The 15,109-nt window shown below is 61.3% G+C and carries 10 protein-coding genes; 3 read left to right on the forward strand and 7 right to left on the reverse strand.

Annotated features, from left to right (window positions below):
* Nucleotides 1–19 precede the first annotated feature (19 nt).
* Nucleotides 20–2,146 carry an LTA synthase family protein gene (locus tag CQR48_RS05995; RefSeq protein WP_425513414.1) on the reverse strand — a complete coding sequence of 709 codons (2,127 nt, stop codon included), beginning with the start codon at nucleotides 2,144–2,146 and terminating at the stop codon, nucleotides 20–22.
* 327 nt (nucleotides 2,147–2,473) lie between these two features.
* Between CQR48_RS05995 and CQR48_RS06000 the strand changes: the two genes are divergently transcribed.
* Nucleotides 2,474–3,856 carry an alpha/beta hydrolase-fold protein gene (locus CQR48_RS06000; protein ID WP_101452335.1) on the forward strand — a complete coding sequence of 461 codons (1,383 nt, stop codon included), beginning with the start codon at nucleotides 2,474–2,476 and terminating at the stop codon, nucleotides 3,854–3,856.
* An 80-nt stretch (nucleotides 3,857–3,936) separates the two neighbouring features.
* Nucleotides 3,937–6,600, forward strand: a complete 2,664-nt coding sequence (locus CQR48_RS06005) for a DUF2156 domain-containing protein (protein WP_180335124.1) — start codon at nucleotides 3,937–3,939, stop codon at nucleotides 6,598–6,600.
* A gap of 94 nt (nucleotides 6,601–6,694) precedes the next feature.
* Here the strand turns inward: CQR48_RS06005 and CQR48_RS06010 are convergent, their stop codons facing one another.
* The 4 genes from CQR48_RS06010 to purE form a co-directional block, all read right to left on the reverse strand.
* On the reverse strand, nucleotides 6,695–7,618 hold the full coding sequence (locus tag CQR48_RS06010) for a metal ABC transporter solute-binding protein, Zn/Mn family (protein ID WP_101452337.1): 924 nt from the start codon (nucleotides 7,616–7,618) through the stop codon (nucleotides 6,695–6,697).
* Between the two features lie 240 nt (nucleotides 7,619–7,858).
* Entirely contained in the window at nucleotides 7,859–8,263 is a 405-nt protein-coding gene (locus CQR48_RS06015) for a Fur family transcriptional regulator (protein WP_180334569.1), read from the reverse strand.
* 244 nt (nucleotides 8,264–8,507) lie between these two features.
* Complete coding sequence (gene purK / locus CQR48_RS06020) at nucleotides 8,508–9,677, reverse strand: 5-(carboxyamino)imidazole ribonucleotide synthase (RefSeq protein WP_101452339.1); 1,170 nt, start codon at nucleotides 9,675–9,677, stop codon at nucleotides 8,508–8,510.
* Nucleotides 9,661–10,158 (reverse strand): 5-(carboxyamino)imidazole ribonucleotide mutase, encoded by a 498-nt coding sequence (purE, locus tag CQR48_RS06025; protein WP_026502227.1) that lies wholly within the window; start codon nucleotides 10,156–10,158, stop codon nucleotides 9,661–9,663. Before purE ends, purK begins: the two co-directional genes overlap by 17 nt.
* Before the next feature lie 243 nt (nucleotides 10,159–10,401).
* Here purE and CQR48_RS06030 point away from each other — a divergent pair, with 243 nt between their 5' ends.
* Nucleotides 10,402–12,324: a 1-deoxy-D-xylulose-5-phosphate synthase gene (locus CQR48_RS06030; protein WP_101452340.1), complete on the forward strand. Its 1,923-nt coding sequence runs from the start codon at nucleotides 10,402–10,404 to the stop codon at nucleotides 12,322–12,324.
* Nucleotides 12,325–12,363: 39 nt separating this feature from the next.
* Here CQR48_RS06030 and CQR48_RS06035 read toward each other — a convergent pair whose 3' ends face one another.
* Nucleotides 12,364–13,833 carry an ABC transporter permease gene (locus tag CQR48_RS06035; protein WP_101452341.1) on the reverse strand — a complete coding sequence of 490 codons (1,470 nt, stop codon included), beginning with the start codon at nucleotides 13,831–13,833 and terminating at the stop codon, nucleotides 12,364–12,366.
* Nucleotides 13,830–15,047, reverse strand: coding sequence for a COG1361 S-layer family protein (locus CQR48_RS06040; RefSeq protein WP_101452342.1), 1,218 nt, complete (start codon nucleotides 15,045–15,047; stop codon nucleotides 13,830–13,832). Before CQR48_RS06040 ends, CQR48_RS06035 begins: the two co-directional genes overlap by 4 nt.
* Between the last annotated feature and the right edge of the window lie 62 nt (nucleotides 15,048–15,109).

Here is a 15,109-nt window from a genome sequence, read left to right on the forward strand (position 1 = left end):
TCTACGGATTACCTGCTGATCATCCGAGGGTCATGAAACCGAGAGACTTGAGATATCCCTTGCCGGCGGTGATATCGTACTGGATCAGCTTGTAGTCCTCCAACAGCTGCTTGGTCTCGCTGTCGAAATCGGATTCGGCCATCGGGTTACCCTTCGAATCCAAGTAGATATCCTGGCCTTCGGGGATGCGGTCCCAGCCTTGGATCTTGTTGGCCACCGGCGGTTCCATGGCCGCGATCTTCTCATGCATGAGCGTCAGGAACGCGATATACGGCGACACCTTCGCATCCATGTGTTCCGCGGTCTGCGCGACGAAGAAGTTCGGCGAGGAATACTCGCTGTTGCTCACCTTGGTTCCTTGCGTGCCCGAGGCCTTGTTCGACCAGATAAAATAGTCGGTCTCGTGCAGGACGACCGAATTGTCGGTATCCTTGCTGGCGGTCTTGTAGATACCGGGCAGGTGATCGCCGTAGAAGACCACGGTGACCGGCTTGTCCAGCTTGTTCAGCTTGTCCAAGAACTCCTTGGTCGCCTTGTCAGTCAGGCTCACGCCCTTGGCGTAGGTTTCGATGGATTCGGTTTCCGTCTTGCCGAGTTCGGTATCGGAATCCGTGGAAGTCACCTTGTACTGGTTGTTGGCATACCAGTTTTTATACGGCATATGGTTCTGCATGGTGATGATCTGCACGAACTGGTTGTCATCGGTGCCGGAAATCTCCTCGAGCGCGCTCTTGTAGGTCGATTCGTCGCTCACATACGGCGACTTGCCGAGCTTGCTCTTGTATTTGATGATGTCGGAGCCTTGGAGCGCGTAGAAATGCGAGAATCCGAACTTTTTGTAGTTCGTTGCGCGCGAATACATGGACGGCTCGTACGGATGGAAGGCGATGGAATTCGCTGCCGACCCCCACAGCTGGTTGATGGTTGGCGTCCACGTTTCACTCGGCACGAGCTGCTGGTAGGGGCTGGTCAGCGAGGAACTGAAGTTCGCCATGCTCAAGCCGGTGAGTCCCATGTATTCAAGATTCGCCGTGCCGCCGCCGTAGCCGCTGGACAGCATGAGGCCGCTGGTCGTGTCTTTCTTGATCGAGCGGATGTTCGGCATGGTGTCCTCGTTGAGTTTGATGCCGGGGACGCGTGAGGGGTCGGAGAAGGATTCCGACAGAATGTACACGACGGTGCTGTCGGTGAGATTGTTCGAGCGGCTCGCGTTGATGGTTTTCGCCTCCGCCGCGTACCGTGCCGCGACCTTCTTCATGGTCGCTTCGTTGTAGTTCTTCGGTTCCTCCATGACATCGGGGTTCATTTGCCGCAGGAAGGAGGTCACGACGCCGTTGCGCTGAGCATCATAGACCGAATCCCACATGGAGGGGATGTCACCGAGCCACGAGGAGAAGTTGCGCGCCCACGAGCCCACGGTACCGGCCTGAGCGGTATACATCCCCAGGAACATCATCGGAAGCACAATCAGCAGGATGCGCGTGACCGCCCCGAGAGAGGCTTTTCGCGCCGAGTCGCCCGACCGAATCATGCTGCCGTGACGCCCGTCAATATGATTCAGGAACACGAACAGCGCGATGAACGCGACGATGCCGATGATGACACCGACAATCAGGCCGGTCGATCCGGTTGGAATGAAGCTGACAATATCGCCGGTGTTGGATTGCAGGAAGTTCAGATCGGACGGCAGAATCGCCTCATAGCGTGATTCGACCTTGAAATGGTCTGCCACGGCGATCACCGAGGCGAGTGCGAGCACAATCGGCGACGCCACCCACAGCCGGTTGGTGAGCATGAGCAACACCAGATAGAACAGGCCGACCAATATGAGATTGAGCACGAACACGAAATTCAGCTGGGTGAACATCTTGCCGATAATGCTCCATGCGCCCAGCAGCGGGCTCGACAATTGCACGCGCGTGCTACTTTCCGTAACGCCCGTCTGCATAATGAGCACCGCGGCCATATCGACCACGATGAACACTACGGCGTACAGCCAGTTGGCGAAGGGCTTGCGCGGCTTGCCGTTCTTGTCCCGCGGGCCGCCATTAAGCAGGTCGTCATGGCTGGTGGTCGCGATTTTGAGTTCTTCGATTGGCGAAGCGTCCGACGTCGCGGCGGTGGTGTCCGCGTCACTACCCGTCATGCCGGTCGTGTCGTGTTGTGTTGTGCTTGTGGCGAAATCATGGTCATCGCTGGTACGAGTCATGTGGCCTTTCCTTATCCCGCCCCGAATACGCCGTGCGCATCGGGGTGCCGTCCGTATGCAAACGACGGTCCCGTTGGACCAACCTAGGACATTGTCCACGTCATAAGCGACAAAACGCGCGCTCTACCAGCATTCATGCAGGTTTCCATGAGCAGCTCAAGGGGTCGGGGTCGGGTCATCCTCACGAATGATTGAACTTTGTGTCGAGCGTTATTATCGTAGCGGTGTTCCAGCCAAACCAAACCCGGAAAGGAAGCGGTTGCGGTGAAATTCCTCACTAATATTCATCTGCTCAACGGCTGGTTTCCCCCTACCCTATTCGCGCTGACGGCGTTGAGCGCATTGCTGGCCGTCATTCTGCCCTCCACACGGCACGGGGAGCCGCGATGGACAATCCCTGTGCTGTTGCGCGAGCTGCTCGTCGGCTTGGCGGGATTCGGCGTGGGCGGACTAGTCGTGTGGCTGTTGTCCGACGTTTTTCTCGTCTTCGGCGTGAGCTTGGGATGGATGGTGATACTGACCATCGCCGTCGGCATCGGATTGGCGGCGTTCGCCGTGTGCGCGGCTGTGGATTCTCGCGGATTGCGGCGTGCAATCGCCTGCGCGATGGCGGTGCTGTCCCTCATCAGTTGCGCTGTGCGCGTAGACATGGTATACGGCGAGTACACCACGCTCGGTTCGCTATTCGGCTTGGCCGCGTTCAAGGAGGTGTCGTCCTCCCATATCAGTGGCAAAGCGTCGATGAGCGTGAAGGAATGGCAGCGGCTCGCCAAGCGCGGCACGTTGCCGTCGATGCCTGAGGCGGGCGAGATCAGGACCGTCGATATTCCAGCAACCGCCTCGCATTTCAAGGCTCGCAACGCCGACGTATATCTGCCGCCCGCCGCGCTGAGCCGCAAACCGCCGGCACTGCCTGTGATGGTGATGCTCGCCGGCCAGCCGGGAAGCCCCGACCGCTTCTTCAACGCAAGCGGCATCGCGACGACGCTCAACGACTACGCGGCGAAGCATCATGGACTGGCGCCGATTGTCGTTTCCCCCGATCAGAACGGCGCCGCAACACAGAACTCCCTGTGCGCGGACACCCCGGTGTACGGCAAGGCCGAAACCTACCTGACCGTGGATGTGACCAAGTGGATCCGCAGGACCTTGCCGGTTTCGACATCCCCGAACGACTGGCTGATCGGTGGGTTCTCGCAGGGCGGAACGTGCAGCACCCAGCTCGGGCCGGCGCATCCGGAACTCTACGGGCATATCTACGCGGCGGACGGCGAGCTCGCCCCGACCTACCACGACCGCGAGGCCACCATCACGCGGTATTTCAACGGTGACGCGAAGCTGTACCAGCGGCATGTGCCGACCGAAATCATCAAACGCAATGCCCCGTCGACACAAACCCTGTTCAGCATCGCCGGCGAATGGGACACGAAATCGCAGCGTAATGCAGCGATTATCGCCAAAGCCGCCAAACAGGCTGGCATGACCGTCCATTTGGCGACCGCGAAAGGATCCGGACACGACTGGCATACGGTAAACACAGGGCTTGCCGCGGTCATCGACCGGTTCTGCGCGCAAAGCGGCATCGGGACGGACCGGCGCGAGCTGAGCTCGTATCCGAATCTTGAGATGCTCACGGTGGACGGCTGAGCGCGGCGATGAATGCAGACGAACACAAACCAATCAAACACAACCAACACATCACACACAACCCAAAACGAGCGACGACTATGACTCAGACACAGCAACCACCACAGAAGACACCGCGGCAGGCATCCAAGCCGGCACCGCATCAAACCGGCTGGAGCGCCCTCAACATCGACATGCGCGGCTGGTGGACGAAACACTGGACGGGCCCGGTGGCGGCCATCGTGCTCGTCGTACTCAATATCTCGGTGTGGATCTGGCAGTTGACCCACCACGTCATCCGGCGCCCCCAAGACATGACCATGCTGCGCATGTTCCACCACACGGCTGAGCCAGGGCAGAGCGGCACGTTCGCCCACTTCCTCAAGCTGCTGTGGTCTCTGGTGCTCGTACGGGGGCCGTTCGCCCTGGTGCTGTACGCGATTGCGGTTCTCGTGATCGTTTCGACGGCGCAAGCAGTGCTCGGCGTCGCCCGCACGCTGGCCACTTCGCTGCTGGGCGCGGTCGCCGGATCGACGCTGGGACTCGGATTATGCGCCATCATCACGAATCTGTTAGACGCCGAATCATGGCACGCCGTGCAACGCCTGCCGTTCTCGCTGTCCCCGCTCACCCTGTTCATCGGTGCGCTGATGGCGGCCAGTGCGTTCGAATCACTGCTGTGGAAGCGGCGCATCCGCCTGATTGGCTACGCCTTCGTGCTCGCAGGACTGCTGTTCAGTGGCAATCCGGGCGATTACTGCACGCTCGCCGCCGCACTGGTCGGGCAGGCCGTGGGAACACTGATGGCCCGCCGTCGCGGTCAGACCGAACAGCCTCTGGAACACGAGCAGTGGTGGCACGGCACGGATTACGAGGCGCGTCGCCTGATCGCCGCCATCCAGCTGATCTTCGCATTCGGACCGATCCTCGCGCTCGTGTCCAGTTCGCATGACGGCCCGCTGTCCACCTTCGGTTTCTTCCTGTCTGGACTTGTCGGCGACGAGGAACTGGCCGACGTATGCGCCGACAACATGCGCGCGAATAGCTGCGTGGCGATGGCAAAGCATTATCATTTCGCGATGACCGGCGTGTGGACCCGGACCATCCTGCTGGTGGTCGCCTTGTCCATCCTCGCGTGGGGCCTGTATCGTGGACGCAAGCTGGCCGCGCGCGTGAGCATCGTGCTCAACGGCCTGACCGTAGCCCTCTCGCTTATCTATTGCGTAGTGTTCCCACTGCTGGACAGCGCCATCATGCCGATCGACGCCGAACTGTGGATCGCCTTGCTGCAGCTGTTGGTCGCCACCGCGCTGCCGTCTGTGGTGCTGGTCGTGTCCATCGCCGTGAATATGGACCATTTTTCGGTACTGACCGCGCGTTCGCGTATCCGCAGGGGCGTCGGGGCCATCGCAGTGACGCTGCTGGCCACCGCCGGCGGGTTCCTCACCTTCGGCATGCTCAACCGCGACGCGTACACCCCGCGCGCCACCTTCGGCATGCTGCTGCGTGATTTGCCGCATCGCTACCTGCCGATGGGGCTCATCGGGTCAAGCCGGCTGCACATGCATTCGACCACAGTGGCATCGATGGTTATCAATCAGCTGCCCGGACTGGTGTTCTGGATTGTGGTGCTCGTGGTGTTCCTGCTGTGGTTCCGTGACGCCGTGTCGCTGAACGCCGCGGACCGCGCGCGCGCCAGCAAGCTGGTGGAACGCGGCGGTGAATCGATGAGCTTCATGACCACGTGGGAGGACAACCACTACTGGTTCTCCCCCAGCGGCCGGTCGGCAATCGCCTACCGGGTGAGCCATGGCGTGGCCCTGACTGTGACCGGTCCGTTCGGCGACCCCGGTGAATTCGACACATCGCTGCGCGAGTTCATGCGCTTCTGCGAGCGCAACTCGTGGTCGCCGGCCTTCTACGCGGTGCACGACAACTCCCGTGAGACCTTGGAATCATTGGGTTGCTCATCCATCCAAGTGGGTACGGAGATGCTGGTCATCCCCAGCACCTGGCAGACTCGCGGCAAGAAGTGGCAGGATATCCGCACGGCCATCAACAAGGCGCGTCGCAGTGGTATGACCGACGTGCTGACCACATTCAACGAAGCACCGTGGGAGGTGCGCGAGCAGATCATCGAAATTTCCGAGCAGTGGGCGGAACTCAAGTCGTTGCCTGAGATGAAGTTCACACTCGGCGGCATCGAGGAGCTGCGCGACCCCCGTGTCATGCTGCTGTATGCGATCGACGCCGACGGCGTGGTGCAGGGCGCGACCAGCTGGCTGCCGACCTACCGCGACGGCAAAGTGATCGGTTGGACGCTTGATTTCATGCGGCATCGCACGGACAGCCCGAACGGGATCATGGAGTTCCTCATCGCGCGTATGGCCGAACGCCTGCATGAGCAGTGCGCCGAGGAACCTGACAACGCCCCGCAGTTCATGAGCCTGTCCGCTGCACCGCTCGCTGGTATCGGCGACAATACCGCCGACCCGGAGGATGTCGCGGTCATCGAGCACGCGCTGCAGATCGTGGCCGATACGCTCGAGCCCGCGTACGGGTTCAAGTCCTTGTATTTCTTCAAACGCAAGTTCCAGCCGACGCCTTCGCCGATCTATATCTGCTATCCGGATGCGGCCGCGCTGCCGCGCATCGGACTCGCCGTGCTGTCCGCGTATCTGCCGGGACTCAAGGCTTCGCAGATTCCGGACATGCTCAAGTCGCTGCGGCCCGCACCGCAAGCCAAGGAGCAGGAGCACCAGTGAGATTGGGGGTCTCTGCTTCTGCCGACGCTGGGTGTGCTGTCAGCGTCGGCAGAAGGTTACGGTTTCCTGCTGTTTCGGGCGAATCCAGCCCGACTCAAGCCTTCTGAGCACGTGCGAACGATGCGACCAGCGCGGTCATCCAATCGGTCAGCGTGCTGTATTGCTTGGGCATCTGCTCGGTGAGTTCCACCACTTGTACGTCTCCTTGGCCGGCGGCGGTGGTCAGCTGCTTGGTCGTGGCGTTGGATTCTTGCGTATTGACCACCAGCAACGCCACCGAACCGTCCTGGAGCAGCTTGCTGAAGGCGGTGACATCGCCGGAGGCGGGTTCGCTTTCGTTGGCGACCGCCTGCGCGTATCCGGCCGGTGTGGCATCTGTCAATCCCAGGTCATCCGCCAGATATGCGGCCACGGACTCAGTAGCCGCATATTTCTTGCCGTCGAGCCGCTGCTTCGTCTCGGCGATGGCCGATTCCAAGGTCTTTTCCTTGTCTTGCCACGCTTTGAGCTGCTTGGTGTATTCCTCGGCGTGGACGGCATCGCTGTGCTGGTATGCTGTGGCGATCGCCTTGGCAGCCGCCGTGCGCACGGCTGCGGAGAACCAGACGTGGGGGTTGTCGCCGTCATGCTTGCCGCCGCTTTCGGCCGCGTTCACGACCTGCGCCTTGGTGGATGACGCGGCTTTCGTAGCCCAGCTGTCGTACCCGGCACCGTTGACGATGATGACGTCGGCCTTTGATATGGCGGCGATGTCAGCGCCGGTCGGCTCGTAATCGTGCGCTTCGACCGCGGTGCTGTTGATGATGCTGGTCACCTTGACGCGGGAGCCGCCAATCTCGCCCGCGACCGAACCCCACTGGTTGATGCTGGCGACCACATTGAGCGTTCCCGACGCGTTGGATGAGGCCGTTCCGGCTGATTCGCGCGAGCCGCACGCCCCCATGGCGGCGACCAATCCCGCTGCCACGATGCAGGCCGCCGCCCGGGCGATCCGTCGATATGTTCCGATTGCTGTCATGTCTGCTCCTGATCTTCTCTTCGGTGACGCGATGCGACAATCGCCGCATCCGATGACCAGACCAGACTATCGTTAATGATAATTATTATCAATTACAGCGTGTCGAAAGCAGGCTGGTACCAAGGATTCCTTGCAACAAGCCATGCACAACCGTCTGCCGACGCTGAGCGACGTGCGGCTCCGAGCGGAAAAGGAACCCCGGCTGTCCGCGATGACAGTCGGGGGTTATGGCCGGTCGGATCAGGCGGTGCGCTTCTTTTGGCAGTCGGCGCACAGGCCGAAGATCTCGAGGGTGTGCGAGTTGATCTTGAAACCGTGGGAGCGGGCGACCTGCCGCATCCACTCCATATCCGGAGGCTCGATCTCGATGGTCTTGCCGCAGCCGCTGCAAATCAGGTGATGATGGTGCGAATCGTCATCGCAGATACGGAACATCTGCTGCCCGTCCAAGCGCACGGTGTCCACCGCACCCGATTCCGCCAGCGAATTGAGCTGCCGGTACACTGTCGCCAGACCTACGGACGCCCCAGAATCGGTGAGCCGCCGGTGCAGTTCCTGCGCCGAGACGAAGCCCTCGCACGCACGCAACTGTTGCAACAGCGCATCCTTCTGCCGCGTGTGCCGTGCGACGCCATGCTCAGCCATATCCATGCCCTCTACTGTAGCGAATCTTTGAACACCATGCCCGTCCATCGCACAACCCGGCCACACAGGCGGTCAGTCAACGAAATGACGGACTTGCACCGCGATAGTACAACCACCCCACGCCCGCGGCAAGCCCGGTACGCCGACGGCCGGCATACCGTCTCCAGTATGCCGGCCATCGAACAGAGTCATCAACAACAGCCAAACCCACCGCAATCAGCGGTTCAGCGCGATTCAACGCGATTCAACGCAAATCGTCCCAGCAACCGGTCGCCTCGAGCGCCTCGACCGCCGCCTGGGTGTCATCGCACAACACGGTGATATGCCCCATCTTGCGGTCGTGCCGCACTTCGGCCTTGCCGTAATCATGCAGATGCCATTCGGGATGCTCGGGAATGAGCGCGCGTGTCGGCGCCACATGCTGGCCGAGTACATTGACCATGACGGCCGGGCTGAGCAGCCGCGGCTTGGGCAGCGGCCAGCCGGCGATTCCGCGGATATGCTCGTTGAACTGGCTCGAGGAGCACGCCTCGATGGTGTAATGCCCGGAATTATGCGGGCGTGGCGCCAGCTCGTTGACAATCACATGCTCGTCCTTGGTGATGAACAGCTCGATTGCGAGAATACCGGAGAGTTCAAAGCCCTTTGCCAGCCTGACCGCAAGCTCATGCGCCTCGCGTTCCACCTCCTGCGAGACAGCCGCCGGGGCGATCGTCATATGCAGGATGTTGTTGCGATGCTCGTTGCGCACCATCGGGAAAGTCACGTAGTCTTGCCCGTTGCCGGCAACCAGGATCGAGGCCTCGAACGCGAAATCGACGAAACCTTCCAGAATCGACGGCGGGAACATGCCCTCACGCTGCGCACGCTCCCGGACCGCGGTGAAATCATCCGGCCCGTGCAGCACGGTCTGGCCGTGGCCGTCATAGCCGCCGGTACGGGTCTTGAGCACCGACGGATAGCCGATCTCGCCGAGCGCGGCCTCAAGTTGCTCGATGCTGTCGACCTGCCGCCACGGGGCCGTCGCCGTGCCATGCTCGTTGATGAAGGTCTTCTCATGGACGCGGTCCTGGGTCACGCGCAACAGATCAGTGCCCTGCGGGATGGCCACCAGGTCGCGCACGTCATCGAGCGCATCCGCGTCGACGTTCTCGAACTCGTAGGTGAGCACATCGCTGCGTTCGGCAAGCTCACGAATCGCGGCGACATCGTCGTATTCGGCGGTCACCTGGAAATCGGCCACCTGCGCGGTCGGGCAGTTCGGCGTCGGATCGAGCACACCGATACGGAAGCCCATCTGGCGTGCGGACAGGGCCATCATGCGGCCCAGCTGACCGCCGCCGACGATGCCGATTGTCGAACCCGGTTCCAGATACTTGATACGGCCGTTGGTTTCTTCAGACAAGCTCGGCATTGGACTGTGCCACCTTCTCCTTGAGGCTTTCGCGATATGCCTTGAGCTCGTCGGCCAGACGCCCATCGGTGATGCTCAGGATGCTCACGGCCAGCAAGCCCGCGTTCGTGGCGCCGGAATTGCCGACCGCCGTGGTAGCGACCGGGATGCCACCGGGCATCTGCACGATGGACAGCAGGGAATCCCACCCGGACAGTGCATGCGAGCGCACCGGCACGCCGATGACCGGCAACGTGGTCTGCGCGGCGACCATACCAGGCAGATGGGCTGCCCCGCCGGCACCGGCGATGATAACCTTGATACCCTTGTCACGCGCGGAATGCGCGAAATCAGCCATGAGTTCAGGCGTACGGTGGGCGGAAATCACCTGCTTCATGTACGGCACCTTGAACTGGTCAAGCATCTCGCAGGCGTGCTTCATGGTCTCCCAATCGCTCGCCGAACCCATAATCACAGCAACTTGCGGCGTTTCTTCAGCCATTCCTACCTCCAGATCGGACAGAGTGGACGCATGGAACCACTCTACGCAACGGCTTCGAAAAACAGCTGCGCACAACATGAATATACGGCAGAGATATGTGGCACGGATGCGCAGTACGGATATGCCGCGAAATCATCGCGCACGCGATTTACGAAGAAACTGGGGGTATTTTCCCCGCACTCAATCATCACGCCGCGCGTAGTCTACAATTTCAAATTTGGGACAAACGGAAGGAGCAAGCGTATGGTTGGCGGTTTTCTGGAGCATATTTCGAGCCCCGCCGACGTGAAAGCGCTTGATTCCAAGAATCTGCCGGCCCTGTGCCAGGAAATCCGCACGACGCTGGTGCGGTACGGCAAACTGCACGGCGGGCATATCGGTTCGAACCTCGGCATGGTCGAGGCGACCGTGGCTTTGCACCGCGTGTTCGATTCGCCGCTTGACAAAATCGTCTTCGACGTCTCCCACCAAAGCTACGTGCACAAGATGCTCACCGGGCGTGCGCCGGCCTATATGGACGAACGGCTGTTCGGCACGGTGACCGGGTTCACGAACCCCGAGGAAAGCGAGCATGACATGTTCGTGCTCGGTCACACCGGAACTTCGATTTCGCTGGCGTGCGGGCTCGCGAAAACCCGCGACCTCATGGGCGGGCTTGACGGCACAAGCGGCACGCGCAATGTGATCGCCGTCATCGGAGACGGGTCGCTGAGCAGCGCCATCGCGTTCGAGGGGCTCAACAACGCGGCCGAGCAGGGCACGAATATGATCATCGTCGTCAACGACAACGAGATGTCCATTGCCGAGGATTTCGGCGGCATGTACGGGCAGCTCGCCCGGCTGCGCGCATCTGGCGGCACCTCGCAGCCCAATATTTTCAACGCGTTCGGCCTTGATTACCGGTATGTCGAGGACGGCAACGATGTGGCCGCGCTCGTAAAGGCGTTCAGCCAGGTCAAGGATATCGACCACCCGATCGTCATCCATATCCATACCGCCAAAGGTCTGGGGCTTGACGCCGAGGACGCTGCCGCCGGCGTAAAGGAAGGCCGTTGTGAGGCCAACCACTGGCAGGACCCGCTCGCAGCCCAAGGCAATCCTCTTGGCGCGCGCAAGCACTACGGGCAGTTGGCGATGGCACGGCTGGAACCGCGGTTCGCCAACGAGCCGGGACTTGTGGTCATCTCCCCCGCCACCCCGGGGTCGAACGGCATCACGCGTGAGTTCCGTGAGCGGGCGGGCGTCCATTACGTGGATACCGGCATCACCGAGGAGCATGCGGTGGCGTTCGCCTCGGGTATCGCGAAAGCCGGCGGCACACCGGTGCTCGCAACCAGCGCGACCTTCTTCCAGCGTACCTTCGACCAGTTGCAGCAGGAACTGTCGCTCAACGGGACGCCGGTGACGCTCCTCGTGTTCGGGGCGGGCATTTCCGGCGCCGATAACACGCATTCCGGAGCCTTCGATATCCCAATGTTCGCGAATATCCCCAATCTGACATATCTGACGCCGACGAGCGGGGACGCGTTCCTTGCCATGCTCGACCGGTCGACGACATCGCGCGACCATGGCGCGGTCGCAATCCGCGTGCCGGGCGAGCCGATTCTTGCGGCCGAACGTGCAGCGGCTAATGACGGTGCGTATCCGCGGTATTGCGGCGATGCGGCCGAAACGCACGCGAAGGGCGATGCCGGGAACGCCGACACGCCGTTCGCCCGGTACCGGGTGACCCGGCAGGGCGCGGATGTCGCGATCCTCGGTTTGGGCAACATGTATCCGCTCGCCGAACGTATCGCAGCGGATTTGGCAGAATCTCGCGATGGCGGAGTGGCGACAATCGACGCGACCGTCATTGACCCGCAGCAGTGCACCAGCCTTGACACCGCGTGCCTTGAGGCGTTGCGCAAGCGTCATTCGCTGGTCGTCACGCTCGAGGATGCACAGCTGTCCGGCGGTTGGGGCGAGCAGGTGACCGCGTATTACGCGAACCAGGATGCCCTGAACTCTGCGGATGGTAACAAGTGTATGCGCGTGCTGAACTTCGGGGCCGCCAAGGAATTCACCGACCGCGTGCCCGCGCAGGACCTATACAAGCGGTACAGCCTGACCGCACCGCAGGTCGAGCAAGCCATCCGCTCCGCGTTGCGGCAGCATCTTTGCAAGTAGCGTCTTTCGGATTGCCATGACAACCCGGATTGTGCCGGTCTACTGATTCGATTTGATGGCGTCGAGAGCAGGCACGCGCACAGCCTTGTTCGCCGGGCCGAACCCGGAAATCAGGCTGATCAGCGTGGCGAAGGCGATGGCAAACACGTACAGCCACCATGGGATCACCGAGACCCGCGCCGCCTCATCGCCGGTCCCGTTGCCAAGAATCGCCCACTGCAGGTGTTCCGCGCTAACGCCCCCATAACGGATGAGATTGATCGCCAGCGAAATCAACGCACTCACCAAGCAGCCGATAACGCCGCCGATAACGCCGATTGCGCCGGCTTCCACGAGGAACATCGCGCGGATGTCATGGACCGTGCAGCCGAGCGCTTTCATAATACCGATTTCCCGCACCCGTTCGGTGACTGACATGACCATGGTGTTGGCGATGCCGATGGCGGCGACCAGCAGCGCGACCGCACCGATACCGCCGAGAATCAGCTGAATCGAGCGGGTTTGCTCTTTAAGTGAGTCCAGCATGTCCCGGCTCGAGGAGGTCGTGAATCCCATCGTCCTGATTTGGGATTCGACATCGGCGACATGGTCGATGTCCTGCACGCGCACGAGCGCCGAATCATAGGCCAGCGTGCCCGCCGCCGCATCCGGATGGATTTTCGCGACAAGGTCCTTCAACGTGGCTATGTCCATAAGCAGACCGGACGATGTGGCTTGTCCCTTGCCGTTGTCTTCCTTGAGCAGTCCGGAAACCTGGATTTGTGTTCCGGAACCTGAGCCCTCCGCCGTCTGTCCGTTCGAGGCGGTAGGGGTAGACGATGATGCCATATTCCCGGAATCATCGGTCTGCGCGGCGCCGACAGTGATCTTGGTCGTCAGGATGTTGAAGAACGGGTCCTGTGCGTCCGACTTGTCTTCGCAGCCTTCGGCACGCTGCTCGGGGGTGCAAGAATCCGCAAGATAGGACGGGCGCATGCGGAAATTGTCGCTTTCCGGGCGCAGACTGTCGATGAAATCGTATGCCGTGTACTGCCCGGCGAGTACATCGCCCTGACGATTCGGTTTGCGCCCGGAATCCAACTGGTAATCCATGGCGTCGAACTGGGTCATATCAATGGCCTCGATTACACCGTTCTGATCGACATACCGATTCGCGGGACCGGCGGTAAGAATCGCATCTAAGTAGGTGACGTGTCCGGTCGCCCCGGCGACGTACTGCAGCGAGCGGAAATCCTTGACCGCCTTGTCGTCGATGCGCGCGGTCGCCGTGCCCGAACCGTCAGCCATCCCCATGCCGCCAGTATTGTTCGCGCCGGTGACGGTGATGATGGTCAGATCGCCCATCGAGGCGAGCATCTGCTTGTTCTGCTCGTCAATGCCGCTGCCGAGCGAAACCATGGTGACGATGGAGCAGCAGCCCACCACCACGCCGAGCACGGTAAGTATGGTGCGTGATTTGCGGCGGAACAGGTTCTGCCGGCACAGGTGCACGAGGTCGGAGAATCTCATGAGCGTTCCCCCGGCTGCGGGGCGATCACCTCGGTGGGAGCCTGTCGGTCGGCATCATCCGCGGCGGGCTGTTCGGCGGTGTGCCCCTGCGCTTCCGGCTTGTCGCTGCCGTCCTGGTCATCCTGCCAGTCATCCCACTGTTCGTCCATCGCTGAACGCTTCTTCTTGCGGTGACGCTTCACCAGCACCACAATCACGACAATCGCCACAATCGCAACGGCCGCGACCGTGGGCAGCAGCCAGACAGGTGTGCCCGGCTGTTCGTCCTGTACGTCCGCCGCAGTGTCGTCCATGGCGGGAGCGGGTTCGGCGACCGTGAGTTTGACCGGGAATTCCTTGGTTTTCTGCTGACCGTCGGAATCTTCATACGTAACAGTGATCTTCGCGTCCAAATCCCCACTGTCCGTGGGTGTGAACGCGTAAGCGATGGTTCCACTGCCGCCGGAAGCGACGTTGCCGAGGTACTGCGTCTTTGATACGGTGTCGAAGCCCTTGCCGTCCATCGTTGCTTCGACGTTCGAAATGTCGCCTTTGCCTTTGTTCACATAGGCGAGGGTGATGGTGCTTTCCTGGCCGTTCTGTGCGTCATCCGGAATGACGGGGTCGTTGATCTGGAAGCGGTCGGGCTGACTGACAGGCACGGAGATCTTCTCGTCCACACTGTTGGAGCTGCGCTGGCCGGCATCCACGTATTCGTAACGGAAGCTGACGACCACTGCCTGTGCACCGCTTTTCGCGTCAATCAGGGCCTGCATCGGCACGGTCTGGCTTTGCGTGGCGCCCGCGGCCAGCTGGGGCACGTAGAAGGTGTTCGTGCCGCCGGCGATGGTCAGCCCGTCACCGCCGTCCACGCCGATGACCATATTCTGGACAGCCACCGACCCCTTGTTCTGGAAGGAGAATCCGAGGTCGAACTTGCCGCCAGCCGGAACAGAACCGTCGCCGTAGGTGAAATTCGTGATGATGACATTCGGCACCGGGCCGGCGATGGGGGCTGCGCTCTGCCCGGAATCACCGGCGGACTGGTCGATGTCGTCAACGGGTGTGGCGCGCCGGGTGCCGGCATCCCCGGCGACGATGGTATCGGTTGCCGCCGCGGCGGCTTGGCCGGACGCCATCGCGCAGACGGGTGCAGACACGCAGGCCACAATCAGGGCGACGAGCACGATGAGCGTGATAATCGGCTTGACGGCGATAGTTCGGGGACGGTTCATGGTGGTCTTTCTCTCTGGTTTTCGAAAAGCTTGCTGTTGAGGAATGTTGCTGTGCAATTGAC

Source organism: Bifidobacterium thermophilum, assembly GCF_002846655.1.
Classification (GTDB): domain Bacteria; phylum Actinomycetota; class Actinomycetes; order Actinomycetales; family Bifidobacteriaceae; genus Bifidobacterium; species Bifidobacterium thermophilum.